Raw genomic sequence first — 26,984 nt, forward strand, 5'->3', positions numbered from 1 at the left:
TCAGTCCTTACCCTAGCGGCGACTTGTACACAAAAAATGCCCCGAGCCCGATCAGCGCCATGCCGACCAGCTGGCTCGGTCCCGGGCGGCTGCCGAAGAGGACCCATGCCACCAGCAGGAACGTCGACAGCGACATCACTTCCTGCAACGTTTTCAGCTCGGCCAGCGAATAGACCTTTGAGCCCAGCCGGTTGGCCGGGACCGCCAGCCAGTATTCGAAGAAAGCAATCGCCCAGCTGAGCAGCACGACGACCCACAAGGCCCGGTTCGGGGCCTTGAGGTGCCAGTACCACGCGACGTTCATGAACAGGTTGGAGCCGGCCAGCATAGCGACCGGGAGCCACGCCGCCGGGTTCATCAGAACTCCAGCGGCCCGGCCAGTTCCTTCACCTGCCAGGGCAGCCCATGCTGGTTGAGCATGTCCATGTAGGGGTCGGGATCGAACTGTTCGATGTTGAACACACCCGCCCCGCCCCACGTGCCCTGCACCAGCAGCGCCGCGCCGATCATCGCGGGCACGCCGGTGGTGTAGCTGACCGCCTGGTTGCCGGTTTCGGCATAGGCCTCTTCGTGGTCGCAGATGTTATAGATGTAGTAGGTGCGCTCTTCGCCGTCCTTGAAGCCGGTGGCGATGTCGCCGATGTTGGTCTTGCCCTTCGTCGTGGGACCGAGGCTGGCCGGTTCGGGCAGCACGGCCTTCAGGAACTGCAGCGGAATGATCTCCTTGCCCTCGTAGAGCACCGGGTCGATCCGCGTCATGCCCACGTTCTGCAGCACGGTGAGGTGCTGGATATAGGCGTCGCCGAAGGTCATCCAGAAGCGGATGCGCTCGATCTCGGGCAGGTGTTTCGCGAGGCTTTCCAGTTCCTCGTGGTACATCAGGTACATGTTCTTGGGGCCCACGCCCTCGAACACGAAGTTCTGGCGGATCGTCATCGCAGGGGTCTCGACCCACTTGCCGTTAAGGTAGTGCCGAGCGGGCGCGGTAACCTCGCGGATGTTGATCTCGGGATTGAAGTTGGTGGCGAACGGCTGCCCGTGGTCGCCGCCATTGCAGTCGAGGATGTCGAGCGTGCGGATCGTGTCGAGCTTGTGCTTTTTCAGCCAGGTCGCGAACACGCTGGTCACGCCGGGATCGAAGCCGGACCCCAGCAGCGCGGTCAGCCCCGCCGCCTTGAACTTGTCCTGGTAAGCCCACTGCCACTTGTATTCGAACTTCGCCTCGTCGATCGGCTCGTAGTTGGCGGTGTCCATGTAGTTGACGCCGGCAGCAAGGCACGCGTCCATGATATGGAGGTCCTGGTACGGCAGCGCGAGGTTTACGACGAGGACCGGCTGGACTTCGCGGATCAGCGCAGTCGTCGCGGCGACGTCATCGGCGTCGATCTGGTAGGTGTCGATGGTCACGCCGGTGCGCTGCTTCACGCTCTCGGCTATCGCGTCGCACTTCGCCTTGGTCCGGCTCGCCAGCGCGATGCCGGTGAAGATATCGGCGTTCATCGCCATCTTGTGCACGCAGACCGAGCCTACGCCGCCCGCGCCGATCACCAGTACTTTCGCCATGGGGTCTCCAACTGTATTCGAGGTCCGGCGTTCCCCGGTGGCGGGGTGCGGCCATGATGCAGCGCCTTTAGGGGATAGCCATGACAAGTCCAAGTCTCCGCGTTCCCACCGCCGACGGCGTCGCCCGCGCCGCGGCCAAGGTCGCGGCGATCCTCCCGCAAACGCCGCTGCTGCCGCTGGAGGTCGATGGGGCGACCGTGTGGTGCAAGGCGGAGAGCCTCCAGCCGGTCGGCGCCTTCAAGATCCGCGGCGCGTGGCACCGGCTGACCGACCTGACGGACAAGGAGCGGCGGGCGGGCGTGGTCGCCGTGTCGAGCGGCAACCATGCGCAAGGGGTCGCCTGGGCAGCGCGGCGCCTGGGGATCGCCGCGACGATCGTCATGCCCATCGACGCGCCCGAGGTGAAATTGGCTTCGACGCGGGCGCTGGGCGCGAAAGTGGTGCTCTATGACCGGCCGGGCGGCGAGGACCGCGATGCGGTGGCAGCGCGGCTGTGCGAGGCGCACGGGGCGACGCTGGTCCACGCCTATGGCGATCCGTGGGTGATCGAGGGACAAGGCAGCACCGGGCTTGAACTCGCCGCGCAGATGGCGGCGCTCGCCGGCGGCGCACCGACGCGGGTAGTCTGCCCGTGCGGCGGCGGCGGTCTGACCGCAGGGCTCGCCCTCGCCCTCCCCGACGCGGAGATCCGCCCGGTCGAGCCGGAGGGGTGGGACGACCTCACCCGCAGCCTGGAAACCGGAACGATCCAGCGGGTTGCCGCGGACGCCCCGCCGACCGCCTGCGATGCGCTCCAGACGCCGCAGACCTGGCCGATCAACTTCGCGGTGCTCCAGCCACGCGGCATTCGCGGCACGGTGGTCAGCGAGGCCGAGGTCCGCGCCGCCCAGCGGCTCGCTTTCGCCAAGCTGCGGCTGGTCGTCGAACCCGGCGGCGCAGCGGCACTCGCAGCAATCCTTGCGGGCAAGGTGCCGGGGGACGGGCGGACGGCGGTGATCCTCTCGGGGGGCAACGTCGATCCCCAGTCCTTTGCACGGGTGCTGGCCGGCCGCGATTAGTTGCAATTGACAATTCATTCGCGGCTGTCACTCTCCGCCCTGTTCGGGTCGAACGAACGAAGGGGGAGAACAATCAATGCAAGCGCAATTACTCGCGCCGGCGGCCGTGCTGGTGCTGTGGTCGCTGGTCATGCTGTTCTGGACGGCGGGCAGCCGGTTCCCGGCAATGGCGAAATCGGGAATGGACCTGTCGAAAGCGCAGCCCGGCGGGCGCGGCCAGGACCTCGAAAGTGTGCTGCCGCCGCAGGTCAACTGGAAGAGCCACAACTATTCGCACCTGATGGAGCAGCCGACGATCTTCTACCCGACCGTGATCATCCTGGCGCTGACCGGCGCTGGCGCGGTCGATGTGGTGCTGGCCTGGGCCTATGTCCTGCTGAGGGTGGTCCATTCGATCTGGCAGGCAACGCGCAACGTGGTGAAGGTCCGCTTCCTGCTGTTCGTCCTGTCCACCGGCTGCCTCGTCGCGCTGGCGGTCCGCGCCTTGCTGGCGACGCTCTTCGCCGACCCGGCGGTGGTTTTGTCCTGAGGGGGAGATAGACAAATGGTAGGCATGGAAATCCTGAAACCCGTCGTCGCGCTGATGGCGTGGACCATGGTGATGTGGCTGTGGATGTACGCGACGCGCATCCCGGCGATGAGCAAGGCCGGGGTCGATGCGGGCAAGATGCAGGGCGGCACCGGCAAGGATCTCGACGCGGTGCTGCCGGCGAACATCCAGTGGAAGGCGCACAACTACAACCACCTGCACGAAGCGCCGACGCTGTTCTACGCCGTCTCGCTCCTGCTGGCGATGATCGGCGAGGGCGATGGGCTCAACCTGACGATCGCGTGGATCTATGTCGCGCTGCGGGTGGCGCACAGCCTGGTCCAGGCAATCTCGAACCGGGTGGTTATTCGTTTCGGCCTGTTCGTGCTGTCGAGCCTGGCGCTGATCGCGCTGATCCTCCACGCGGGGATCGCGGTGTTCCACGGCTGATTTCCAGAGTCGTCCCGGGCCCGAACCGGGACGACAGTTATGACTGCACGAACAGGCTCGCCAGCTCGACATGCGTCGACCAGCGGAACTGCCCGACCGCGCGCAGCTCCGCGAGCCGGTAACCGCCGGCCACCAGCGTCGCCGCATCGCGCGCCCAGCTCGCGGGGTTGCAGCTGATGTAGACGACCCGCGCCACGGTGCTGGCAGCGATCTGCTCGACCTGCTCGCGTGCGCCGGCGCGGGGCGGATCGAGGAGGACCGCGGCGAAGCGGTTCAGCTCATCGGGCTGGAGCGGATTGCGGAACAGGTCGCGGTGGAGCGCGTGGACCGGCACGCCTGACCGCCGCGCCGCCTGCTGGCAGGCGAGGTGCGCATCGCGCGCGGCCTCGGCGGCGAGCACTTTGGTTCCCGGCCCGGCCAGCGCGAAGGCGAAGGTGCCGAGGCCCGAAAACAGGTCTGCCACCGTGGCCGAACCCGCCAGCCATTCCTTCGCCGCCGCGACCAGCGCGGCCTCGCCGTCGCGGGTCGCCTGGAGGAACCCGCCCGCCGGATAAGCGACCGGAACGGCACCCAGCGTGACCGTAACCGGCTCCGGCTCCCACGTCGTCTCCGCCCCGTAACCCTGATCGAGGGTCAACCGGGCGAGGCCGTTGTCACGGGCAAAGTCGAGCAGGCCCTCGGTCGCGGCGAGCCCTTCGAACTTCACCCCGCGCAGGTCGATCGCGACGCCCTGATCGGTCAGGACAAGTTCGACATCCGCTGCGAGCTTGCGGTCGGCGAGGCCCTCCAGCATGGTCCGCAGCGGCGCGACCATCGCGAACAGCTCGGGTGCGAGGACGTGGCATTCCTTCATGTCGACGATGCGGTGCGAACCCTGCTCGCGGAAGCCGATCACCACGCGCCGCCCGATCGCCTGCGCGTGAAGCGTGGAGCGGCGGCGGGTGCGCGGGGGCGAAAGGTGCGGCGGGTCGACCCGTTCGGGGGCCAGCCCCTGCCCCGCCGACGCCCCGGTCACCCGCCCGGCGACGTATTCGGCCAGCACCTCTTCGTCGAGATGCTGCAACTGGCAGCCGCCACACTGCGGGAAATGGCGGCAGGGTGCCGCTGCGTGGTGCGGCCCGGGTTCGACCGTGCCGTCTGCCAGCAGCCGGTCCCCCGGCGCGGCGAGCGGGGCATAGCGGCCGTCGGCAGTGGCACCGTCGCCCTTGGCGGCGACGCGGACGATGAGATCGGGATCGGAAACGGTCACGACCGCGCGATTAGCAGCGCCTTGCCCACCTGTCGCGCCAGTTCTCCGGCTGTGAACGCGGGGCCGGCGAGGCGCGCGGCTTCGGCGTGGAGCATGACGCCCTCGCTGGCGGCGCGCAGCGGATCGCCGTGAACCGCAAGACGGCTGGCAATGGTCCCTGCGAGGACATCACCGGTGCCTGCGACGGACAGCCAGGACGTGGCTCGGGGAGCGAGGACCACCTCGCCCGCTGGCGCAGCGTTCACGGTGTCCGGACCCTTCAGCACGACCACCGCGCCGGTCGCCCTGGCAAGCGCACTCGCGCGGTCGCGGCGGAGACCCGTGCCGGCAAGTTCGAATGCCTTCTCCAGCGCAGCCATCTCGCCCTCGTGCGGGGTGAGCACTGCGCCGGGCGCGGGCCGGTCGAGCAGCACCAGCGCATCGGCGTCGATCACCGTGGGCAGGCCGCGCTCGATGGTGGCAGCAAGGCGCGCCCGTGCCACCTCGTCGCGCCCCAGCCCCGGCCCGACCAGCAGCGCCGACCAGCGTTTGTCCGCAAGCGACGTTGCGAGGTCGGCATCGTCCACGACCAGTTCGAGCGGAGCGAACGGCGGGCGGACCTGCGCGAGCAATTTCACATACCCTGCACCGCTGCGCATCGCGGCCTCCGCGGCCAGTAGCGGCGCGCCCGGCATGGCTCCGCCGATGATGCCGAGCAGACCGCGGCGGTATTTGTGCGAATCCGCAGCGGGCGCTTCGATAGTCGGCCGCTCCAGCACGCGCGCCGCGCCCGCAACCTCCGCGCGGCCGATCGGCACCAGCCGCAGAGCGCCCATCGCCTCGCACGCCGGCATCGACCAGTGGGCAAACTTCCACGCGCCCAGCGCAATCGTCAGATCCCAGCGCGGCAGGCCGGAATTGAGCGGCATCCCGCTGTCGCTCTCGACTCCGCTCGGCAGGTCGATGGCGATGCGGTGATGATGTGCTCCGGCGAGTTCGGTCAGCAGATCGAACAGATCATCCGGCAGCGCCCGCGTCAGCCCGCTGCCGAACAGGCAATCGACGAAGACATCGCCCTTGACCCGCGCCTCCGGTGCCAGGACCTCGCCCCGGTACAGCGCGCGGGCATTTCGCGCCGCGTCGGTCGCAGGCTCGCGCGCGGCGATTACCCTGACCGGGTTGCCGTGCTCCAGGAGATGCTGGGCGATTACATAGCCGTCGCCGCCGTTGTTGCCGGGGCCGCACAGCACGGTCACGGCGCGCCCCGCAGCGACCCGGCGGACGTACTCCCCCGCCCCGCGGCCCGCGCGTTGCATGAGTTCGTCGACGCTGGTGCCCGCAGCCATCAGCGCCTCTTCCGCCGCGCGCATCTGCGCGACGGTGAGGATCTGGTTACTGGGCGGGAACGGCGCTGGATGATGCATCGGCGGGCTCGGACTCGAGGCGAAAGCGGTAGCGGTCCTGCCCTACCACGACCTCGACCCGCCCGTCACCGACCTCGCGCCACTCGGCCGCCTCGGCTCCGTCGGCCGGACGGATGCGATTGTCGCCCTCGCCGGTGAGGAAGCGGCGGAATCCGCCATCGGGATGGCGCACAACGAGGCCATCAGCGCTGCGTTCAACAGTGCAGTCGTTCCTGTAGGCAGCGGCGCCGGCGAGCGCGCATTCGGTGTGTTCGGCGTTGGCGACGGCGGAATCCGGTGCCTGCGGCGATTGCGAGCAGCCAGAAAGGAGCAGCGCCAGCCCCCAAGCCCGTCCGTGCTGAGCCTGTCGAAGCACTGTTCTTTCTTTCAACCTCGCAAAAAGAAGAACGGTCCTTCGACAGGCTCAGGACGGACGGAGATTAGGGCAGCCGCAAGCCCCTGTCACTTCTCGATCTGCGAGATGTCCCGCACCGCCCCGCGCGCGGCGCTGGTGGTCATCGCGGCGTAGGCGCGCAGTGCGGTCGAAACCTTGCGCGATCGGTCCTTGACCGGCTTCCAGCCTGCCTCCTGCTGCGCGGCGCGGCGGTGCGAGAGGACCTCGTCAGTCACGGCGAGGTGGATCGTGCGCGCCGGGATGTCGATCTCGATCATGTCGCCGGTCTCGACGAGGCCGATCTCGCCGCCCTCCGCCGCTTCCGGCGAAACGTGGCCGATCGAGAGGCCCGAGGTACCGCCCGAAAAGCGCCCGTCGGTGAGTAGCGCGCAGGCCGCGCCCAGTCCCTTCGACTTGATGTAGCTGGTCGGGTAGAGCATTTCCTGCATGCCGGGTCCGCCCTTGGGCCCTTCATAGCGGATCACCACGACGTCACCGGCCTTGACCTGTCCGGTGAGGATGCCGGTCACCGCCGCGTCCTGGCTTTCGAAGACCACCGCCGGGCCGGAGAACTTGAGGATCTTCTCGTCCACCCCGGCGGTCTTCACGATGCAGCCGTCGCGGGCGATGTTGCCGTAAAGCACCGCAAGCCCGCCGTCCTTGCTGAAGGCGTGCTCGGCGCTGCGGATCACCCCGCCCTCGCGGTCGAGGTCGAGCTCCTTCCAGCGGCGCGACTGGCTGAACGCGACCTGGGTCGGCACCCCGCCCGGCGCGGCCTTGAAGAATTCCTGGACCGAGGGACTATTGGTGCGCTTGATGTCCCACTGGTTCAGCGCGTCGCCCAGCGTCTTGGCATGGACGGTCGGCAGGCTGGTATCGAGCAGCCCGGCGCGGTCGAGTTCGCCGAGGATCGCCATAATCCCGCCGGCGCGGTGGACGTCTTCCATGTGGACGTCGCTCTTGGCCGGAGCGACCTTCGACAGGCACGGCACCTTGCGGCTCAGCCGGTCGATGTCGGCCATGGTGAAATCGACGCCCGCTTCATGCGCGGCGGCGAGCAGGTGGAGCACGGTGTTGGTCGATCCGCCCATCGCGATGTCGAGGCTCATGGCGTTCTCGAACGCGGCGAACGTGGCAATATTGCGCGGCAGCGCGCTTTCGTCGTCCTGCTCGTAATAGCGCTTGCACAGGTCGACCGCGACGCGCCCTGCTTCGAGGAACAGGCGCTGGCGATCGGCATGGGTGGCGAGCGTCGAACCGTTGCCGGGCAGCGAGAGGCCGAGTGCCTCGGTCAGGCAGTTCATCGAGTTGGCGGTGAACATGCCCGAGCACGACCCGCAGGTCGGGCAGGCCGAGCGTTCGATCGCGGCGACGTCTTCGTCGGAAACCCGGTCGTCAGCGGCGGCGACCATCGCGTCGACGAGGTCGAGCGCGACTTCCTTGCCCTTGAGCACGACCTTGCCGGCCTCCATCGGTCCGCCCGAAACGAACACGACCGGGATGTTGATGCGCAGCGCGGCCATCAGCATGCCCGGCGTGATCTTGTCGCAGTTGGAAATGCAGACCATCGCGTCGGCGCAGTGGGCGTTGACCATGTACTCGACACTGTCGGCGATCAGGTCGCGGCTGGGCAGCGAATAGAGCATCCCGTCGTGGCCCATGGCGATGCCGTCGTCGACCGCGATGGTGTTGAATTCCTTGGCGACGCCGCCCGCCGCCTCGATCTCGCGGGCGACCATCTGGCCCAGGTCCTTGAGGTGGACGTGGCCGGGGACGAACTGGGTGAAGGAGTTGACCACGGCGATGATCGGCTTGCCGAAGTCGCTGTCCTTCATCCCCGTCGCGCGCCACAGGCCGCGGGCGCCGGCCATGTTGCGGCCGTGGGTAGTGGTGCGAGAGCGGTAGGCGGGCATGGTCTTCTCCGGCGCGAGGGCGCGACCCGGCCTTGAGCGGCGGGACCCTCGCGATGTCTGGTTACCCCAGCCCTAACCCAGCCAAATCGCTCCGTCGAAAGTATTTTTCGCGACTACTTTCCGCGGTGTCAGCAACCGATTTCGAGCGCAACCAGATTGGCGATCCGGGCAAGCCGCTCGGCCCACTCGGCCTGACCCTCGTTGTCGCTGATCAGGTCCTGCCGCACTTCGATGCCGAGGTACGGCCGCCCCTCCGCCTCGCAGTGGCGGTTCATCGACGCGTTGAGCAGCTTGCCCGAATAGGGCAGCTGGTCACCGACGCAGAGACCCTCAGACTCGAGCAAGGGGATCGCGATGCGGGCAGCGCGGTCGTCCTCGTTGTAGAGCACCCCGACATGCCACGGCCGCGCCTCGTCGCTGCTGGCGAGGCGGGGGGTAAAGCTGTGGAGCGACAGCACCAGCGCCTGCGGGGTCTCCTCCAGCATGGCGGCCAGTGCATCGTGATACGGGCGGAAGAACCGGGCCAGCCGCGCCTCGTGCCCGGCGTGATCCAGCGCATTGCCGGGAATGGCGTGGCCGTCGCTGGCGATCGGAACGACGGTCGGCAGGTGCTCGTCGCGGTTGAAGTCACAGACGAGGCGGCTGACATTTCCCTGGAACGCGGCGATGCCCGGGCGCTGCGCCATCAGCGCGCCAACCTCCGCCACGCCGATATCGACCGCGATGTGCTGGTTCAGCAGATCCGGCGCGATGCCGAGGTCGATGTCGCCGGGAACGCGGTTCGAGGCGTGGTCCGAAACGACGAGGATGCCGCCGAAACGCGGGGTGCCGAGGATGCGGCAGGCTTCGTTTTCCATCCCCGCGCCCTAGCGCAGCTTGCCGGCGAGTTTCCACCACTCACCGGGCAATGCAGCGGCCGCGGCATCGCGTTCCGCTACGCTGTCATAGAGCGCGAAACAGGTCGCCCCCGAGCCCGACATGCGGGCGAGCCACGGGCCAGTGGCCCGCAGGGCTTCGAGCACGGTCGCGATCTCCGGCACAAGCGCAATCGCCGGGGCTTCGAGATCGTTGCGGCCCGCCAGCGCGATCTCGCGGGCGGAACCTTCCGGCATGGCGCCGCGGTCGGTCCCGTCCCAGCCCTTGAACACCGGCCCTGTCGCCAGCGGAATGCGCGGATTGACCAGCAGGACGGACGTGCCTGCGAGGTCCTGCGGCCCCGGCTCCAGCTCAGTCCCGGTGCCCCGCCCGATGCAGGTGCGGCTTTCGACGCAGGCCGGGACATCCGCGCCCAGCCTGGCGGCGCGATCGTGCCAGTCGTTGGGCAGGCCCTCGCGATCGCGGACCATCCGGAACAGCGCCCCGGCATCGGCCGACCCGCCGCCCAGCCCCGCCGCGACCGGGAGGTTTTTCTCCAGCAGCACCCGCCAGCCGCCTTCGCGCGGCAGCAGGTTCAGAGCCTTGGCGACGATGTTGCCGAAAGGATCGGCAATGCCGCCCGCGAACTCGCCCACCGTCACCACATCGTCGCGCGGCGCGGGCGAGACGGACAGAACGTCGCCCGCATCGACGAAGGCGAACAGCGTTTCAAGCTCGTGATACCCGTCCTCGCGCCGCCGCCGCAGGTGCAGCGCGAGGTTGATCTTGGCGTAGGCGCTCTCGGTCAAGCCGATCCTCCCCCGCCGGGGGAGGTGGCAGCCCCCTTCGGCTGGCCGGCAGGCCGGCCGCTCAGGATAAACTGCCCCGGGGGCAGGGCTGACGGAGGGGGGCTGCGCATGGTCCCCCTCCCCCGATGGGGGAGGATCGCCATCATCACATGTTCGGGTAGTTCGGCCCGCCGCCGCCCTCCGGCGTTACCCATTCGATGTTCTGGGTGGCATCCTTGATGTCGCAGGTCTTGCAGTGGACGCAGTTCTGGGCGTTGATCTGGAGACGGGGCGAGCCCTCCTCCATGCCGACGAACTCGTACACCCCCGCCGGGCAGAACCGCGCTTCCGGCCCGGCATAAAGCGGCAGGTTGATCCGCACCGGCACCGTCGGGTCCTTGAGAACGAGGTGGCACGGCTGGTCCTCCTCGTGGTTGGTGTAGGAGAACGAGACGTTGGTCAGGCGGTCGAAGCTGATCACCCCGTCCGGCTTGGGGTAAGCGATCGGCTGGTAGAGGTCGGCGCGCTGGGTCGCCTCGCTGTCGCGGTGATGCTTGAGCGGCTTCCAGATGCCGAAGCCTCCGATGGTCCGCAGCCACATGTCCGCGCCCGCCAGCACCGTGCCGAGCTCGCCGCCGAACTTGGCGACCAGCGGCTGGGCGTTCTGGACCTTCTTGAGCTCCTTGGCGATCCAGCTTTCGCGCACGGCGGTGTCGTATTCATTGAGCGCGTCATTCTCGCGCCCGGCGGCGATCGCCGCGGCGATCGCCTCGGCGGCGAGCATCCCGCTCTTCATCGCGGTGTGGCTGCCCTTGATCCGCGGCACGTTGACGAAGCCGGCCGAGCAGCCGATCAGCGCCCCGCCCGGGAACGCCAGCTGCGGGACCGATTGCCAGCCGCCCTCGTTGATCGCGCGCGCGCCGTACGAAACGCGGCGGCCGCCTTCCAGGATCTCGCGGATCGCCGGGTGCTGCTTCCAGCGCTGGAATTCCTCGTACGGATAGACGTAGGGATTGGCGTAATCGAGCGCAGTCACGAAGCCGAGTGCCACTTGGTTGTTGGCCTGGTGGTAGAGGAACCCGCCGCCCCACGAATTGCTTTCCGACAGCGGCCAGCCCTGGGTGTGGAGGACGCGGCCAGGCACATGCTTGGCCGGATCAATGTCCCACAGCTCCTTGATGCCGATGCCATAGACCTGCGGCTGGCAATTTGCCTCGAGGTCATAGTGCGCCTTGAGCCGCTTGGTCAGGTGGCCGCGCGCGCCCTCGGCGAAGAGGGTGTACTTGGCGGTCAGTTCCATGCCGGGCTGGTAGTCGCCCTTGTGGGTGCCATCCTTGGCCACGCCCATGTCGCCGGTCGCGACGCCGCGGACCGCGCCGCTGTCGTCGAACAGCACTTCGGCGGCCGGGAAGCCCGGGAAGATCTCGACGCCAAGCTCGGTCGCCTTTTCCGCCAGCCAGCGGCAGAGGTTGCCGAGGCTGACCGTGTAGTTGCCCTCGTTCGACATGAACGGAGGCATCGGCCAGTGCGGGATGCTCATCTTGCCGGTGCGGGTCAGCACCCAATGCCAGTTGTCGGTGACCGGGGTCTCGCCGAGCGGGCAGGACGAATCCTCGCGCCATTCGGGGAGCAGCTCGTCGATCGCCTTGGGATCGACCACCGCGCCCGAAAGGATGTGCGCGCCAATCTCGGAGCCCTTTTCGAGGATGCACACCGAGATGTCGGCATTGACCTGCTTCAGCCGGATCGCCGCGCCCAGGCCCGCTGGGCCGCCGCCCACGATCACGACGTCGTACGGCATCGATTCGCGTTCGCTCATGCCCCTGCTCCGTCTCTCTTCAAGAATGTCGTTAACTCGAAGCCGTGCCTTGAAAGAGCCGTCCGGCAAGGTCAAGACCGCATGGCCGCCTGCGGGAGTTTCGATTGCACTCTGAGGAAAAGTCCGTCCCCCGGGACCTGATGGCCGCGACGCTCGACTGGTGGCGCGCGGCGGGGGTGGACTGTGCCTTCAGCGACGACCCGACGGCGTGGCTGGCCGAGGTCGAGGCGGAACCGGGCGCGCGCGCCGCGCCGCAGCGCCGTAGCGTCGATCCGGAACCTGCTCCGGCCAAGCCCTCGGCTCCGAGCATCGGCGGGGACCCGGCGACCTGGCCCACGGACCTCGACGAATTCGCCCGCTGGTGGCTGACCGAGCCGACTCTCGACCCTGCCCCGCCCTCGCGCCGCGTCCCGCCGATGGGCAAGTCCGGTGCCGAACTGATGGTCCTGGTGCCGATGCCCGAAGACGGCGACGAAGCGGTGCTGCTGTCGGGACGGGCGGGCAAACTGCTCGATTCGATGCTCACCGCGATGGGCCTGTCGCGTGACCGGATCTACCTCGCCGCGGCGCTGCCGTCGCGGGTTCCCGCGCCGGACTGGAACGCGCTGGGTGAGGCCGGGATGCGCGGCGTGCTCTCCCACCACGTCGCCCTCGCGGCTCCCAAGCGGCTGCTCGTTTTCGGCCGTTCCGTCGTTTCGGCGCTTCTCAGCCACGATCCAGCGAAAAACGCTGATAATTTACGCTCGTTTAACCATGAAAGCGGCAACGTGCCGGTAGGGGCTGGCATGGATCTTGAGGCTCTGCTGGCGAAGCCGGCGCTCAAGGCGGGGGTCTGGAAACTTTGGCTCGAATGGACGGCAAGCGATCGATGAAGAGAACCGTAGCCGCGGCGCTGCTCGCCGGGGCCTGCGCGCTCTCCTCCGCCGCCGCCCACGCCAACAGCGCCGCCGCCGAATACTTCCGCACCCGCGCCGATCGCGCTGCGGTGCCGAGCCTGCTCAGCGCCGACGACCGCGCCTATTACAGCCAGCTGTTCGGCGCGATCGACAAGCAGGACTGGGCGACTGTCCAGAGCCTGTTTGCCAAGCGCCCGGACGGCCCGCTCCACGCGGTCGCCAAGTCCGAATTCTACCTCGCATCGACCTCGCCGAAGGTCGAGCTGGAACCGCTCAACCAGCTTCTCGCCACTGCCCCGGAACTGCCCTGGGCAGACCAGGTCGGCCGGCTCGCGGTCAAGCGCGGGGCGACCACGCTGCCCTCGCTCCCCGGCGAACAGCGCTTCGTCAGCCTGCCATCCACGCCCAAGCGGATCCGTCCGCGTTCGGCCAGCGACGGCACGATGCCGGATTCGATCGCCAACGCGATCCAGGAGAAGATCAAGGTCGATGACCCCGCCGGGGCGCGGGTGCTGCTCGACGGGATCGACGCAACGCTCTCGACCGAGGCGCGCGCCGAGTGGCGGCAGAAGGTCGGCTGGGCGTTCTATATCGAGAACGACGACGCTTCGGCGCGTACCGTCTCGCTGTCGGCTGCGGAAGGCACCGGACCGTGGGTGGCCGAGGCGATGTGGACCGCCGGTCTCGCCAGCTGGCGCCTCGGCAACTGCGCCGATGCCGCCACATCCTTCGAACAGAGTGCCGCGGGCGCCCAGAACGAGGAACTGCGCGCCGCCGCCAATTACTGGGCGAGCCGCGCGTACCTCAAGTGCCGCCAGCCGGAGAAGGTTTCGGGCCTGCTCAAGGCCGCAGCCGGCAACCGCGACACGCTTTACGGGATGATGGCGGCCGAAGCGCTCGGCCTGCGCGAGGCGACGCCGCCCGCCCCGGCCGACTTCAGCAACGACGACTGGCAGATGCTCCGCTCGGTCCCGAACGTGCGCGTCGCCGTGCAGCTCGCCGAGATCGGCGAAGGCGGACTGGCCGACGAAGTCCTGCGCCACCAGGCGCGGATCGGCGATCCCTCGCAATACGCGCCGCTCTCGCGCCTCGCCCGCGATCTCGGCCTCCCTTCGACCCAGCTGTGGATGGCCTACAATGCCCCCGCGGGAGCACGGCCCGACGCGATGGCCCGCTTCCCCGCGCCGAAGTGGACCCCGGCCAACGGCTGGAAGGTCGATCCGGCGCTGCTGTTCGCGCACTCGCTTCAGGAATCGAACTTCCGCACGAGCGCGGTCAGCCCCGCCGGCGCGACCGGGCTGATGCAGGTCCGCCCCGGCACCGCGCGCGACATCGCCCGCTGGGACAGCTCGCTCGCCGGCCGCGACGGGCAGCTGACGCTTCCGGAAGTCAACATGGGCTTCGGCCAGTCCTACCTCGCCACCTTGCGCGACAGCGAAGCGACGCAGGGCCTGCTGCCCAAGGTGATGGCCGCCTACAACGCCGGGCCGCTCCCGGTGGCGCGCTGGAACACCGAGATCCGCGACCAGGGCGATCCGCTGCTGTGGATGGAATCGGTCCCCTATTGGGAAACGCGCGGCTACGTGAACATCGTGATGCGGAACTACTGGATGTACGAGCGCCAGGCCGGCGGCGAATCCGAAAGCCGGATGGGCCTCGTCCAGGGCATGTGGCCCAAGTTTCCCGGCCTGTCGGGCGCAGGCTCGGTGCGGATTACCCAGAATGGCCGTTGATCCCAGCCGCACGTTCAAGCCGATCAATATCGCCCTGCTCACCGTTTCCGACACCCGCGGCCCGGACGAGGACACCAGCGGCGACATTCTTGCCGAGCGGATCAAGGGCGCCGGCCATTCGCTGGCAGCGCGGGCGATCGAAAAGGACGACGCGCTGCGCATCGCCAGCCGGCTCAACAACTGGATCGACGACCGCAGCGTCGACGCGGTGATCATCACCGGCGGCACCGGGCTGACCGGCCGCGACGTGACCCCCGAGGCGCTCGACCGGGTGAAGACCCGCGACATTCCCGGCTTCGGCGAGCTGTTCCGCTGGATCAGCTACAAGACCATCGGCACCAGCACGATCCAGAGCCGCGCCTGCGCGGTGGTCGCGCGCGGGACCTACATCTTTGCCCTGCCCGGCTCGAACGGCGCGGTGAAAGACGGCTGGGACGGCATTCTCGCCGAGCAGCTCGACAGCCGCAACCGGCCCTGCAACTTCGTCGAGCTGATGCCGCGGCTGACCGAGACCTAATCCCAATACACAGGACGTCGTCACCCTGAACTGGTTTCAGGGTCCACTCGCGACCTCCCCCGACACCCGGTACTGCAAGCTCCCCCGTCGGTTTGCCTATTCGCGACTACTCCGGAGCGGGAAGACCCGGGACCCTGAAACAAGTTCAGGGTGACAAATTCTTTTGGACTTGCGCGCTTGCCCGACTCTGATGTTCTCTCTATGTTCTTCTCATGCCCCCGCGCGAGTCCATCCATGGCCGCGGCGCGCAATCGGCCGCCGTTCCCAGCCGCTTCGGCCTTGCCGCGCGCGAGGCCGATGGTGACTGGCTGGATGAGCGCGTGGGAATCGACGGCGAGGCCCCGCGCATCCGCACCACGGTGACCGAGGAACGGCCCAGGACCATCGTCACATTCAACCAGTCTCCCGATATCCCGTTCGACCGCTCGCTTAACGCCTACCGCGGCTGCGAGCATGGCTGCATCTACTGCTACGCCCGCCCCACCCATGCCTTCCACGACCTCTCGCCGGGGCTGGACTTCGAGACCAGGCTGTTCGCCAAACCCAACGCCGCGGAGATCCTGCGCCGGACCTTCGCCGCCAGGGGCTACAAGCCGGCGCCGCTGGCGATGGGCACCAACACCGATCCCTACCAGCCGATCGAGGGCCGCTACCGCATCACCCGCGCCGTGCTGGAAGTGTGCCTCGACGCGCGGCATCCGGTGACGATCACCACCAAGTCGGACCGCGTGCTGCGCGATCTCGACCTGCTGGCGGAGCTGGCAAAGGAGAACCTCGTCGCCGTCGGCATCTCGGTGACCAGCCTCGATCCGCGCCTGTCCGGCCTGCTCGAACCGCGCGCCGCCGCCCCGGCCAAGCGGCTGGCGGCGCTCGGCAAGCTGGTCGAGGCGGGTGTGCCGGCGCACGTTTCGGTCGCTCCGGTCGTGCCCTCGATCACCGACGAATTCATGGAAGGCATCCTCGAGCGCGCCGGGGCGCTCGGCGTGCGTTCGGCCAGCTGGATCATGCTGCGCCTACCGCACGAAGTCGCCCCGCTGTTCCGCGAGTGGCTTGACGTCCATTACCCCGACCGCGCCGGCAAGGTGATGGCCATCGTCCAGTCGGTCCGGGAGGGCCGCGACAACGACCCCTCTTTCTTCACGCGGATGAAACCGCAGGGCGTCTGGGCCGACCTCTTCCGCGCCCGCTTCCGCATCGCCTGCAAGCGTGCGGGGATCGATCAGGTGAAGCTCTCGCTCGACAGCACCCGCTTCCGCAGGCCCAGCGCCGATGGGCAGATGAGCCTGCTTTAGAAATCCCTCCTCCCAAACCTCGCCAGCCCCTGGTTCACGCCCGGCGGGTCCAACGCCGACAGGTCGAGCGGCAGCGGTTCGCCCAGCCATTCGCCGAGTACCGTGTGATCGGCGAGGTCATCGTTGGTCAGCGGGTGAATGAGCGCGCGGAGGCCGCTCCCGGCGATTACCGCCCGCACCGCTTCATGATCGCCTTCGCGGAAGTGGACCTCGAACTGCGCCTGCGGGTGCGGTCCGACCGGTTCGTCGCAGAGGCTGCCCGCGAACAGCACCGCGTCCATCGCCGCAAGCCGAGCGTGGAGCGATCGCGCTTCGTCGCGGGAGGCCCGCCGGTAATAGACATGGGCGTGCCACGGCGCGCCCGACGCGCCGCTCACGGGCCGAAGCGGATCAGGCGGCTGTCGGCGACTGCGGCGGTGCGGTGGGGAACGACGTCGCGGACGTATTCCTCGTTCTTGACCATCTTCATGAAGGCCGCGCTGTCGGGATAGCCCATCACGAAGATCTCGTCCCACTCGTCCTCGGGCCCGGTGACGACGCACTCCAGCGGCGGAGACCAGATCATCGCGGCACCGTCGTTCGCGACCACGCGCTGGAAGCCCTCCTTGTAGATGGCATAGGCCTCCCGGCCGGTCAGGCCCTTGCCGCGGTTGGGATGGCCTTCCGGGTATTCGGCAAGCTCACGCAGCTTGATCAGGTTGAGCATCTGGATCGGGCGATCGCGGGGCAGGTCCTTGAACCGCTGCCAGTTGTCGCGCGAGGGATCGATGTACGTGGTCATCTCAGGCCTCCGCCAGCTTGTAGTCCCTGAACCGGTCGCGCAGGTCCTTCTTGCTGATCTTGCCGGTGCCGGTGTGGGGAATGTCGTCGACGAATTCGACCGCGTCGGGCAGCCACCACTTGGCGACGTGTCCGGCAAGATATTCGCGCAGTTCCCCAGCCGTCACCTCCGCCCCTTCGCGCTTGATGACGACCAGGATCGGGCGCTCGTCCCACTTGGGGTGATAGATGCCGATGGCGGCGGCTTCCTGCACCGCCGGGTGGCCGACCGCGGCGTTCTCGAGCTCGACCGAGCTGATCCATTCGCCGCCTGACTTGATGACGTCCTTGGTTCGGTCGGTCAGCTGGAGCACGCCGTCGGGATGAATCAGCGCGACGTCGCCGGTGTCGAACCACTGGCCGGGCCCGACCGCGTCTTTCTCCGCCTTGAAGTAGCGCTTGACCACCCACGGACCGCGCACCTGCAGGGCGCCGGCGGTCTTGCCGTCGCGGGGCAGCACCTTCGAGGGATCATCGAGATCGACGCAGCGGATCTCCACGCCGAAGGGGACGCGGCCCTGCATCACCTTGGCCATGACCTGGTCGTCGAACGAGAGCTTGTCCCAATTCCACGGCTCGCACCCGGTGGTGCCGATCGGCGAGGTTTCGGTCATCCCCCAGGCGTGGACGATACGCACGCCATTGCGCATGAACCGCTCGATCATCGCCTTGGGCATGGCCGAGCCGCCGCAGACGATCTGCTTGAACGCCGGCATGTCCTGCCCGCTGGCGTCGAGGTGCTGGAGCACGCCGAGCCACACGGTCGGCACGCCGGCGGAGACCGTCACCTCCTCGCGCCGGAACAGGTCGCACAGCGTCGCCGGATCGTTGGTCGCGCAATAGACGAACTTGCACCCCGCCGCCGCGCCCGCCCAGGGCAGGCCCCAGCTCGCCGCATGGAACATCGGCACGACAGGGAGCATGACCGTCCGGCTGTCCATGTTGTGAACCTGTGGCTGCAGCGCCGCGAGCGCGTGGAGCATGGTCGACCGGTGTTCGTAGAGCACGCCCTTGGGATTGCCGGTCGTGCCGCTGGTGTAGCAGAGCATGCAGGGATCGCGCTCGTCGCCATCGGCCCATTCGGTTTCGCCGTCCTCGGCGCCGATCCAGTCCTCGAACGATTGCTCGTGCGCGTCCGAATCGAAGCAGACGTACTTGACGACGGTCGGCCATTCGCCGCGCAGCCGGTCGATGATCGGCTGGAACTGCGCGTCATAAAGCAGCACTCGGTCCTCGGCGTGGTTGACGATGTAGGTCAGCTGGTCATCGAACAGCCGCGGGTTGATCGTGTGGAGCACCCCGCCCGCCCCGACCGCGCCGTACCAGGTGACGAGGTGGCGGTGGTGGTTCATCGCCAGCGTCGCCACGCGGTCGCCCGGCTGGATGCCGAGCCCGCGCAGCGCCTGCGTCATCTTGAGCGCATCGCGGCGGATCCCGGCCCAGTTGGTCCGGCTCTCGCTGCCGTCGGCCCAGCGGCTGACGATCTCGCGCGTGCCATGCTCGCTCGCCGCATGATCGATCAGGTGGGTAACCCTGAGCTTCCAGTCCTGCATCCCGCCCAGCGCGCCCATCCTGGTTTCTCTCCGTTTTCCTATTGCACCAGCCGCAGGTGTCGTTCCGCCCGGGCCGTCAGCGCCACATTGGCAAGGCCTTCGATGGGAATCAACCGCTCGACCAGATCCGCATCGAGCTGGAAGTCGGTGCCCAACCGGACCAGCGGTTCACGCTCGCGCCCGGTGCGCAGCCGCGCGAGCACCTCGCCGCGCCCGGTCGCCCCGCGCGGGAGCAGCGCGGCCAGTTCGCCCAGCGCTTCGGGCGTGGTCACGTCGAGCTTTAGCTGCATCTTGGCGGCCGAGTTGACCGAAGCGAGTGGCCGCCCGCCGCGGATGGTGATACGTGGCGGCTCGTCCGGACTCGGCTTGTCGAGCTCGACGTTGAGCAGCACGCAGGTGCCGTCCTTGGCCCACTGCACGAACGCGTCGACCAGCGATTCCTCGAAGCACGAAGCGGAGAACTGGCCCGAGCTGTCGGAGAAGTCGGCCGAAACGAAGTCCTTGCCGCGCTTGGTCTTGCGGCGCTGCACGCCTTCGACCATCGCCGCCATGACCGCGCCCGTGCGCCCCGCGGCGTCGCCGCCGCCGCCCATCAGGCTGGCGTAGGTGCGGGCACCGTTGGCGCTGGCGACGGCGCGGTATTCCTCGACCGGATGCGCGGCGAAGTAGAAACCGAAGTTCTCGCGCTCCGCCGCCATCTGCTCGGCGCGGCTCCACGGCTTGACCTCGGCCAGGCGCAGCGCGGGCGCGGCATGGTCGTCGCCGCCGAAAAGGCCGCCCTGCCCGCTCGCCTTGGTCCGCGCCGCCTCGTCCGCCACCGCGAGGAGCAGCTCGGCACTGGCGACAATTTGCGCACGGTTGGGGTTGAGGCTGTCGAACGCACCCGCCGCGCCCATCGCTTCGACCGCGCGGCGGTTCATCGACCCGGGCGGCACCCGCCGGAACAGGTCGTCGAGGCTTTCGAACCAGCCATGGGCCTCACGCTCGGCGACGACGGCGTCCATGGCTTTCTCGCCGACGTTGCGCAGCCCCGCGAGGGCGTACCGCACCGCGTGGCCGTCGTCGGTGCGCTCGACCGTGAACTCGCCGATCGAGCGATTGATGTCGGGCCCGGCCAGCGCGATCCCGTTGCGGCGCATGTCGTCGACGAACACCGCGAGCTTTTCCGACTGGTGCATGTCGAAGCACATCGAGGCGGCGTAGAACTCGTGCGGATAGTGCGCCTTGAACCACGCGGTATGATAGGCGAGCAGCGCATAGGCGGCGGCGTGCGACTTGTTGAAACCGTAGCCGGCGAACTTGTCGATCAGGTCGAACAGCTCGTTGGCCTTGGCCTTGTCGATCCCCGAGACCTCCTTGCAGCCATCGACGAAGCGCTGGCGCTGCGCGTCCATTTCCGCCTGGACCTTCTTGCCCATGGCGCGGCGCAGCAGGTCGGCGTCGCCGAGCGAGTATCCGGCGAGGATCTGCGCGGCCTGCATGACCTGTTCCTGGTAGACGAAGATCCCGTAGGTCTCGCTCAGGATCCCGGCGAGCTTCTCGTGCGGGTACTCGATCGATTCCGCACCGTTCTTGCGCCGGCCGAACAGCGGGATGTTGTCCATCGGGCCCGGGCGGTAGAGCGAGACGAGCGCGATGATGTCGCCGAAGTTGGTTGGCTTCACCGCCGCGAGCGTGCGCCGCATGCCTTCCGATTCCAACTGGAACACGCCGACCGTATCGCCGCGCTGGAGGAGGTCATAGACCGCGGTATCGTCCCACGGCAGCGCCGACAGGTCGATCTCGATCTCGCGTTTCCTCAGGAGGTCGACCGCCTTGCGCAGCACCGACAGCGTCTTGAGGCCGAGGAAGTCGAACTTGATGAGCCCGGTGTCTTCGACATACTTCATGTCGAACTGGGTCACCGGCATGTCCGAACGCGGATCGCGATAGAGCGGCACCAGCTGCGCCAGCGGGCGGTCGCCGATGACCACGCCGGCCGCGTGGGTCGAGCTGTTGCGCGGCAGGCCTTCGAGCTGCATCGCGAGGTCGATCAGCCGCCTGACCTCGGGATCGTTGTCGTACTCGCGGTGAAGTTCCGCGACGCCGTTGAGGGCGCGCGGCAGGGTCCACGGATCGGTCGGATGGTTGGGCACCATCTTGCACAGCCGGTCGACCTGGCCATAGCTCATCTGGAGGATGCGGCCGGTATCGCGCAGCACCGCGCGGGCCTTCAGCTTGCCGAAAGTGATGATCTGGGCGACGTGGTCGTGCCCGTACTTCGCCTGGACATAGCGGATCACCTCGCCGCGGCGGGTTTCGCAGAAGTCGATGTCGAAGTCCGGCATCGACACGCGTTCGGGGTTGAGGAAGCGTTCGAACAGCAGGCCCAGCTTGATCGGGTCGAGGTCGGTGATGGTCAGCGACCAGGCAACGAGACTGCCCGCGCCCGAACCGCGCCCCGGGCCGACCGGGATGTCGTTGTCCTTCGCCCACTTGATGAAGTCGGCAACGATCAGGAAGTAGCCGCCGAAGCCCATCCGGTTGATGATGCCGACCTCGAACTCGAGCCGGTCCTTGTAGCCCTGGACCTCCTCGAGATGCCCGGCTTCGGCGAGCTTGGGCCATTCCGCCGCGCTCTCGTCCTCCGGATCGCGCAGGATCAGCGCCTCGACCTCGTCGAACAGCGTCTCCGGCCAGTACGTCCGCACCCGCTCGACCAGGCCCCGGCGCGAATCCTGCGCCATCATCCGCGCCTCGCCCTCCTTGTCGCCGGCGAGACTGGGAAGCAGCGGCTTGCGCTTGGGCGGGGCGAACGCGGTGCGCTGGGCGACGACGAGGGTGTTGGCGAGCGCCTCGGGCAGGTCCGCGAACAGCTCCTCCATCACCTCCGCCGACTTGATCCACCACTGCTGCGACGAGCGCGGGCGGTCAGGGCTGTCGACGTGGGTCGAGCTGGCGATGCACAGCATGGCGTCATGGGCATCGTAGAAGCCGGGGTCCGCGAAGCACGCCGGATTGGTCGCGACCAGCGGCAGGTTCCGCGCATAGGCGAGTTCGACCAGTGCGTCCTCGCTCGCCTCTTCCACCGCCTCGCCGCGGCGGGCGATCTCGATGTAGAGCCGGTCCGGAAACAGTTCGACCAGCCGGTCTGCATAAGCCTGCGCCGCGCTGTCCTGCCCTTCGGCAAAGAGCCGGGCCAGCGCCCCCTCGCCCGCCCCGGTCAGGCAGACCACGCCCTCGGTACGACCGACGAGATCGGCGAGCGTGACGTGCGCGTCGAACTCCAGCGGGCGGTCGAGGTGGGCCAGGCTGACGAGATGGCAGAGATTGTCGTACCCGGTCGCATCCTGCGCATAGAGCGCCAGCCAGTCGATCCGCGGGCTCGCCGGGCCGAAGCCGGGGTTGGCGCCGCCACTTTCGGGCCGGGCGACGGCCAGCGTCGTGCCGATCACCGGCTGCACGCCCTTGTCCTTGCACGCCGAGGCGAACGCGGGCGCGGCGTAAAGCCCGTTGCGGTCGGTCACTGCGATCGCCGGGAAGCCTCGCGCCGCAGCGGTCTGGGCGATCATCTTGGGATCGATCGCACCATCGAGCATGGTGTACGACGAATAGACGCGAAGCGGCACGAACGGGGCGAAGGGCATGGCCGCAAGATAGCGACTTTCCCGCACCGTTGCAGGGGGGCGCGGCGGGTTTTCACCCATGTTGTGCGAGCGTATCCGCGGTTAGGGCGCGGGTGTCGCCCCTGCCCCCGCAAGCGTCTTTCCGGCCTTGTCGGGCACGGTCCAGATGGCGACGTTCACGCCCATGATCGCGACCAGCAGCAGCATCAGCAGCGGCCGCTGCCGCTCCCCCTTGCGCCACAGGTAGATCGCGCCGGCCAGCAGCGCGATGCCCGCGAGCATCAGAAGGGACAGGGCGAGGTCGAGCATCGTTTGCGATCCAGACTTAACTGCACACTCAGCTTCGTCATTGCGAGGAGCGCAGCGACGAAGCAATCCACGAGGCCACACTGTGGATTTCCGCGGCCTTCGGCCTCGCAATGACGACCGTGGTTTCCCGAGGAATCAGTTGCCGCCGAACAGCCCCTTGGCCATCCCGGCGAGGTCGTCGAGCGGGTTGCCGTCGCCGTCCTTGTCGAGGAAACCGGTGACCATTCTCAATGCGTCGGGGTTCTGCCCCAAGGCCGAGGCGAAGCTGGCGAGCGAGCCCTCCCCGCCGATGTGGCCGACAATCTGCTGGAGCACGCCTGCATCGAGCCCGCTGGTCGCGGCGGCGGTCTCGATCGTGTCGCCCTTGGCCTGATGCCCGGCGGCGAGCGCGGCGATCGCGCTTTCGGCCTGGCTGGGATCGAGCCCGACCTTCGCGGCGAGGTTTTTCACATCGACGTTGCTGCTGACCTGGCCGAGGATCGAATCGAAAATGCTGCTCATGGAACCGCCTCCGTGGTTTTCCCGATCTTAGCGGCCTGATCCCGAACTCCAAACACCCATCGTCATTGCGAGGCGCGCAGCGACGAAGCAATCCATGGCGCAGTGCAAACCCCTTGGATTGCCCCGGGCTTCGCCCTCGCAATGACGAGCAAGGGGGCCTAGGTTCGCGCCAGCTCACACTTCCAAGGCATGGATTTCCGCAAACCGCCGCGCCCCGTCGGCACGGGCGACCAGCGCCGAGTATTCCGGCACTTCGATCCAGGTGGCAAAGTCGCGAGTCAGCGGTTCGGAGGCGACGATCAGGCTGTTGGCGCTCGCCGCCCCGCCGGTCAGCTTCCACTCGTCGTCGTGGAGGCCATAGTCGCGCCCGAAGGTGTACCACATCGAGAGGAAGTCGGTCGTCCCCTGCAGCTGGCTCGCCTCGAACCGCCCGAAGTCGAAGGTGTAGCGCACCGCGACGAGGTTGGTCCCGTCGCAGAAGATCAGGTTGGCCGACGACGAGCGGGCGATGCCGTGCCGCGCCCTTACCTCGCGGATCGTGGCGAGCGCGTGGCGGATCGCGGCGAGGATCGCCTCGGGCGCATTGACCGCATAGGGATCGGGCAGCGCAGAGGCGACCAGCGCATAGATCCACTCGCTGTCGGTCGACCCCTGGATCGCCTTCGCGAACTCGGGCTTCACGTGCGGGACAAGGTCGAAGCGCATCTCACGGAAACCCGAGAGGTCGCCGTTGTGCGCCATCGCCAGCGGCACCCGCTCGAAGCGGAAGGGGTGTACGTTCTGCTCGTTGACCTGGACTGTCGAGGTCATCGGCACCCCGCGGATATGCGCGAGCAGCGCGCCCACGTTGAGCTTGGTCGCCAGTTCCTTGAGGTTGCGATCGAACACCGCGACCTGGGTGGTGCGGTAGCGATAGGGCGCCTGCGGCATGTGGCTCGACGGGTCCCACGCCGCCATCCCGAACCCTGCGAGGTTGAGCATCGACAGCATTTGCGCCGCCGTGGTCTGGTTGAGCAGCGACGAATCCGGGGCATAGAGCAGGTGGTCGAGCAGGACCGGCTCGCCGAGGTAGGAGAGGATCCGGCACATTAGGCAGCCTCCCGCGCTGCGGCGTTGAAGTGGTCGAGCGCCACCGCCCGCCCCAGGTGACGGTTGGCGCGGCGCTGGTCGCGCACCAGTTGCCGGCCGATCGCGGCGAACAGCGCGAGCGCATGGGGATCGCCGCGCCGTCGCCACTCGTCGAAGCGGCTGCGCGGGATCTGCAGGACATGGGCGTCCTCGCTCGCTTCCACGCCCAGCGCATGCGGCCCGTCGTCGAATGCCGGTACCAGCCCGACAAGATCGCCGGGCCCGTGGATCATGACCTGCTCGTTGCCCTCGGCCCGGGGCAGCGCGGTGCGCAAAGCGCCGCGCAGCACGACCTGGACGGCGCGCGATTCCGCGCCTGCTTCGACCAGCAACGCCCCCCTCGGCACCGCGAGGCAGGTTCCGCGCGAGGCGAGCCAGCTTGCCCCGTCCGGCCCCAGCTCGGCCAGCCGGCCCAGCGCCCCGAACAGCCCTGCCGCCTCGGCCCCGCCGCGCGTCGCGATGTCGGCGGGCGTTCCCGGCGCGCGCAGGGCGGAGAGGTCATAGCGTCCGGCCTTCGCAATCCGGTCGATCGTGGCGCGGGTGCGGATGGCGACGAGGCTGCGCAGCGCGTCGATCAGCTCGAGCGTCCACGGCTTGCCGTCGGCGAGCAAGGCCGCGAAGCGAGTGCGCGGGATGCGCAGGCCTTCGGTGTTTGCCAGCGCCACCACGTTGGCCGAGCGTGGGCCTTCGTCGAGCAACGCGAACTCGCCGACCACCTCGCCCGGCTCGATCGAGCTGACCGCGGCGGCCTCGTCGCCAGGAATGCGGGCGTGGATCTCGAGCTGGCCGGCGGTGACGATGTAGAGCGCGTCGGCCTTCATGCCCTGGCGGAACAGCGTCTCGCCGCGGGGAATCGTGAACCGGTCAGCCGCCTGTGACAGCTCCGCGAGCGCATGCGGCGCCAGCGACGCCAGCTGCTCCGACTTCGGCAGGAATTCCCCCAATGCACGCCTCCCCTTCAGCGGACGCGCGACCCTCGTTTTGCGCGAGGATAGGCACGAACCGCTTGTATTGGGAAGCGCTATCGCGGGCCGAAGCGGATCAGCCGGCCTCGCTCAACGCCTTCAGCTGTGCGGCGCAGGCGTTCCAGCCGTCCACGAAGCCCATCTCGGCGTGCTGTTTCATCGCCTCCTCGGTCCAGTGGCGGGCGGTCGCAGTGTAGCGCGTGCCCTCGCCCTCCGGCGCGATTTCCCAGATGCCCACCATGAACGGTTCGCTGGGGTTGAAATCGGCATCGAGCGCGTCGGTGGTGACGAAGCGGCGGCCCTCGTCATAGGCGAGGTAGATCCCGTTCTGCGGCATCTCCTCGCCGTCGGGTCCGCGGAACGTCATGTTGCAGGCCCCGCCGGGGCGGCGGTCCTGCCTGTCGACGGTGGCGCGCCAGGGGGCCGGGCACCACCATTCTTCCTGTCGGTTGGCGAGGACGTCCCACACCTTTTCAGGCGGCGCGGCGACGAAAGTGGAAATGCTCAACTCATAGGGGGCTTCGGCCATGGTGATCTCCAATCAATCGCGGTCAGGCGCGCCGAGCGGGAAGTAGTGGCGGAAAGGGCGCGCATCCTCGACGCAGCGGCTGACAGCGGGGAGCGCCAGCAAGTGGGTGCGGAGGGCCCTGAGCCTGGGGCATTCGTCGGGGATCGAGCAGACCCAGTCGGCATAGAACAGCGAGGGCGCGGCGGCGCATTCGACCAGCGTGATCCGTCCGGGATCGGCTCTCCGGGCCAGCCACTGCTCGAGCCAGCGATAGCTCTTGCCCAGTCGCTCCTCGACCGAGGCGCGGGTTTCGGGCTGGTACGCGCCGTTGTTGATGACGTCGACGACGCTCTCGGTCATCACGTTCATCACGTAGTTGTCGAACACCCGGTCGATCATCCGCGCCCGCGCCGCTTCGCGCGGGTCGGCGGGCAGCAGGTCCGCCGCCTCGGGCCGGGTCGCGGCGAGCCATTCGATGATCGCGGTCGCCTCGAACACCTCTTCGCCGTCGTCCACCAGCAGCGGGAACTTGCCCAGTGGCGAGGCGGCGGCGACCACTGCAGGGTTGTCGGGGTGCTCCATCGTCCGGAACTCGAACGGAATGTCCCGGTCGTAAAGCGCGATCAGCGCCTTCCAGGTGTAGCTGGAAAACGGGTGGCCATAGAGTGCCAGCATCACACCTCTCCCCGCGCTGCGGCTTCGATCGCCTCGTGGTCGATCTTGTGCATGGTCATCATCGCCTCGAACACGCGCTTGCGCACGGCGGGATCGGGATCGCCCATGCCGGCGGTAAGGACCCTGGGGGTGATCTGCCACGACAGGCCCCACTTGTCCTTGCACCAGCCGCAGGCGCTCTCCTGACCGCCATTGCCGACGATGGCGTTCCAGTAGCGGTCGGTTTCCTCCTGGCTGTCGGTGCCGACCTGGAACGAGAACGCCTCGCTCTGGCTGAACGCCGGGCCGCCGTTGAGGCCCATGCAGCGGATGCCGACGACGGTGAAATCGACCGTGAGGACGTCGCCCTCGAGTCCGTCTGGGTAGTCCGACGGCGCGCGGTGGACGGCATGGACCGCGCTGTCGGGGAAAGTCTCGGCGTAGAACCGCGCGGCGGCCTCTGCGTCGCCGTGATACCACAGGCAGACGAGGTTGGTGGTCATC

The 26,984-nt window shown here is 68.2% G+C and carries 27 protein-coding genes; 7 read left to right on the forward strand and 20 right to left on the reverse strand.

Annotated elements, in window-relative coordinates; genetic code table 11:
* Positions 1-7: 7 nt before the first annotated feature.
* Positions 8-358 (reverse strand): DMT family protein, encoded by a 351-nt coding sequence (locus tag AC3WLD_RS06870; protein WP_492556201.1) that lies wholly within the window; start codon positions 356-358, stop codon positions 8-10.
* On the reverse strand, positions 358-1,563 hold the full coding sequence (locus AC3WLD_RS06875) for a saccharopine dehydrogenase family protein (protein ID WP_492556202.1): 1,206 nt from the start codon (positions 1,561-1,563) through the stop codon (positions 358-360). The genes AC3WLD_RS06870 and AC3WLD_RS06875 overlap by 1 nt, the downstream gene beginning before the upstream one ends.
* Before the next feature lie 80 nt (positions 1,564-1,643).
* On the opposite strand from AC3WLD_RS06875, the gene AC3WLD_RS06880 reads away from it, so the two are divergent.
* The 3 genes from AC3WLD_RS06880 to AC3WLD_RS06890 all read left to right on the forward strand — a co-directional run bounded on the left by AC3WLD_RS06880 (position 1,644) and on the right by AC3WLD_RS06890 (position 3,600).
* Positions 1,644-2,621 carry a threonine ammonia-lyase gene (locus AC3WLD_RS06880; protein ID WP_492556203.1) on the forward strand — a complete coding sequence of 326 codons (978 nt, stop codon included), beginning with the start codon at positions 1,644-1,646 and terminating at the stop codon, positions 2,619-2,621.
* Between the two features lie 76 nt (positions 2,622-2,697).
* Positions 2,698-3,150: an MAPEG family protein gene (locus tag AC3WLD_RS06885; protein ID WP_492556204.1), complete on the forward strand. Its 453-nt coding sequence runs from the start codon at positions 2,698-2,700 to the stop codon at positions 3,148-3,150.
* 15 nt (positions 3,151-3,165) lie between these two features.
* Positions 3,166-3,600 carry an MAPEG family protein gene (locus AC3WLD_RS06890; RefSeq protein ID WP_492556205.1) on the forward strand — a complete coding sequence of 145 codons (435 nt, stop codon included), beginning with the start codon at positions 3,166-3,168 and terminating at the stop codon, positions 3,598-3,600.
* Between the two features lie 37 nt (positions 3,601-3,637).
* On the opposite strand, the gene AC3WLD_RS06895 is transcribed toward AC3WLD_RS06890, so the two are convergent.
* From AC3WLD_RS06895 to AC3WLD_RS06925, 7 genes are all read right to left on the reverse strand, one after another.
* On the reverse strand, positions 3,638-4,849 hold the full coding sequence (locus AC3WLD_RS06895; RefSeq protein ID WP_492556206.1) for a class I SAM-dependent RNA methyltransferase: 1,212 nt from the start codon (positions 4,847-4,849) through the stop codon (positions 3,638-3,640).
* Positions 4,846-6,252, reverse strand: coding sequence for an NAD(P)H-hydrate dehydratase (locus AC3WLD_RS06900; RefSeq protein WP_492556207.1), 1,407 nt, complete (start codon positions 6,250-6,252; stop codon positions 4,846-4,848). Before AC3WLD_RS06900 ends, AC3WLD_RS06895 begins: the two co-directional genes overlap by 4 nt.
* Entirely contained in the window at positions 6,221-6,607 is a 387-nt protein-coding gene (locus tag AC3WLD_RS06905) for a hypothetical protein (RefSeq protein ID WP_492556208.1), read from the reverse strand. Before AC3WLD_RS06905 ends, AC3WLD_RS06900 begins: the two co-directional genes overlap by 32 nt.
* 86 nt (positions 6,608-6,693) lie before the next feature.
* Positions 6,694-8,538, reverse strand: a complete 1,845-nt coding sequence (gene ilvD / locus AC3WLD_RS06910) for a dihydroxy-acid dehydratase (RefSeq protein ID WP_492556209.1) — start codon at positions 8,536-8,538, stop codon at positions 6,694-6,696.
* A 128-nt stretch (positions 8,539-8,666) separates the two neighbouring features.
* The gene (locus AC3WLD_RS06915) at positions 8,667-9,395 is read right to left on the reverse strand and encodes an N-formylglutamate amidohydrolase (RefSeq protein ID WP_492556210.1); all 729 of its coding nucleotides are present in this window, start codon (positions 9,393-9,395) and stop codon (positions 8,667-8,669) included.
* A 9-nt stretch (positions 9,396-9,404) separates the two neighbouring features.
* Entirely contained in the window at positions 9,405-10,208 is an 804-nt protein-coding gene (locus AC3WLD_RS06920; RefSeq protein WP_492556252.1) for a 4-(cytidine 5'-diphospho)-2-C-methyl-D-erythritol kinase, read from the reverse strand.
* A 139-nt stretch (positions 10,209-10,347) separates the two neighbouring features.
* On the reverse strand, positions 10,348-12,000 hold the full coding sequence (locus AC3WLD_RS06925; RefSeq protein ID WP_492556211.1) for an electron transfer flavoprotein-ubiquinone oxidoreductase: 1,653 nt from the start codon (positions 11,998-12,000) through the stop codon (positions 10,348-10,350).
* A gap of 140 nt (positions 12,001-12,140) precedes the next feature.
* On the opposite strand from AC3WLD_RS06925, the gene AC3WLD_RS06930 reads away from it, so the two are divergent.
* The 4 genes from AC3WLD_RS06930 to AC3WLD_RS06945 all read left to right on the forward strand — a co-directional run bounded on the left by AC3WLD_RS06930 (position 12,141) and on the right by AC3WLD_RS06945 (position 16,438).
* Positions 12,141-12,872, forward strand: a complete 732-nt coding sequence (locus tag AC3WLD_RS06930; RefSeq protein WP_492556212.1) for a uracil-DNA glycosylase family protein — start codon at positions 12,141-12,143, stop codon at positions 12,870-12,872.
* Positions 12,869-14,629, forward strand: coding sequence for a lytic transglycosylase domain-containing protein (locus AC3WLD_RS06935; protein ID WP_492556213.1), 1,761 nt, complete (start codon positions 12,869-12,871; stop codon positions 14,627-14,629). Before AC3WLD_RS06930 ends, AC3WLD_RS06935 begins: the two co-directional genes overlap by 4 nt.
* A complete protein-coding gene (gene moaB, locus AC3WLD_RS06940) occupies positions 14,619-15,146 on the forward strand; it encodes a molybdenum cofactor biosynthesis protein B (RefSeq protein ID WP_492556214.1) in 528 nt (175 codons plus the stop codon). The genes AC3WLD_RS06935 and moaB overlap by 11 nt, the downstream gene beginning before the upstream one ends.
* 212 nt (positions 15,147-15,358) lie before the next feature.
* Complete coding sequence (locus AC3WLD_RS06945) at positions 15,359-16,438, forward strand: PA0069 family radical SAM protein (RefSeq protein ID WP_492556215.1); 1,080 nt, start codon at positions 15,359-15,361, stop codon at positions 16,436-16,438.
* On the opposite strand, the gene AC3WLD_RS06950 is transcribed toward AC3WLD_RS06945, so the two are convergent.
* The 11 genes from AC3WLD_RS06950 to AC3WLD_RS07000 form a co-directional block, all read right to left on the reverse strand.
* Complete coding sequence (locus tag AC3WLD_RS06950; protein ID WP_492556216.1) at positions 16,435-16,815, reverse strand: DOPA 4,5-dioxygenase family protein; 381 nt, start codon at positions 16,813-16,815, stop codon at positions 16,435-16,437. The two genes, AC3WLD_RS06945 and AC3WLD_RS06950, sit on opposite strands and share 4 nt — an antisense overlap.
* A complete protein-coding gene (locus tag AC3WLD_RS06955) occupies positions 16,812-17,219 on the reverse strand; it encodes a DUF1330 domain-containing protein (protein WP_492556217.1) in 408 nt (135 codons plus the stop codon). Before AC3WLD_RS06955 ends, AC3WLD_RS06950 begins: the two co-directional genes overlap by 4 nt.
* Before the next feature lies 1 nt (position 17,220).
* A complete protein-coding gene (locus AC3WLD_RS06960) occupies positions 17,221-18,828 on the reverse strand; it encodes a long-chain fatty acid--CoA ligase (RefSeq protein WP_492556218.1) in 1,608 nt (535 codons plus the stop codon).
* Positions 18,829-18,848: 20 nt separating this feature from the next.
* Positions 18,849-22,436 carry a DNA polymerase III subunit alpha gene (dnaE, locus tag AC3WLD_RS06965; RefSeq protein WP_492556219.1) on the reverse strand — a complete coding sequence of 1,196 codons (3,588 nt, stop codon included), beginning with the start codon at positions 22,434-22,436 and terminating at the stop codon, positions 18,849-18,851.
* 81 nt (positions 22,437-22,517) lie between these two features.
* Positions 22,518-22,724: a hypothetical protein gene (locus AC3WLD_RS06970; RefSeq protein ID WP_492556220.1), complete on the reverse strand. Its 207-nt coding sequence runs from the start codon at positions 22,722-22,724 to the stop codon at positions 22,518-22,520.
* A 135-nt stretch (positions 22,725-22,859) separates the two neighbouring features.
* Positions 22,860-23,225, reverse strand: a complete 366-nt coding sequence (locus AC3WLD_RS06975) for a hypothetical protein (protein ID WP_492556221.1) — start codon at positions 23,223-23,225, stop codon at positions 22,860-22,862.
* Between the two features lie 174 nt (positions 23,226-23,399).
* Positions 23,400-24,314, reverse strand: a complete 915-nt coding sequence (locus AC3WLD_RS06980) for a class II glutamine amidotransferase (RefSeq protein ID WP_492556222.1) — start codon at positions 24,312-24,314, stop codon at positions 23,400-23,402.
* Complete coding sequence (locus tag AC3WLD_RS06985) at positions 24,314-25,297, reverse strand: cyclic nucleotide-binding domain-containing protein (protein ID WP_492556223.1); 984 nt, start codon at positions 25,295-25,297, stop codon at positions 24,314-24,316. Before AC3WLD_RS06985 ends, AC3WLD_RS06980 begins: the two co-directional genes overlap by 1 nt.
* A gap of 97 nt (positions 25,298-25,394) precedes the next feature.
* The gene (locus AC3WLD_RS06990; protein ID WP_492556224.1) at positions 25,395-25,847 is read right to left on the reverse strand and encodes an SRPBCC family protein; all 453 of its coding nucleotides are present in this window, start codon (positions 25,845-25,847) and stop codon (positions 25,395-25,397) included.
* A 12-nt stretch (positions 25,848-25,859) separates the two neighbouring features.
* On the reverse strand, positions 25,860-26,501 hold the full coding sequence (locus AC3WLD_RS06995; RefSeq protein ID WP_492556225.1) for a glutathione S-transferase family protein: 642 nt from the start codon (positions 26,499-26,501) through the stop codon (positions 25,860-25,862).
* Positions 26,501-26,983, reverse strand: a complete 483-nt coding sequence (locus tag AC3WLD_RS07000) for a VOC family protein (RefSeq protein ID WP_492556226.1) — start codon at positions 26,981-26,983, stop codon at positions 26,501-26,503. The genes AC3WLD_RS06995 and AC3WLD_RS07000 overlap by 1 nt, the downstream gene beginning before the upstream one ends.
* Position 26,984 lies beyond the last annotated feature (1 nt).

Source organism: Novosphingobium sp. FW305-C-111, from assembly GCF_058783565.1.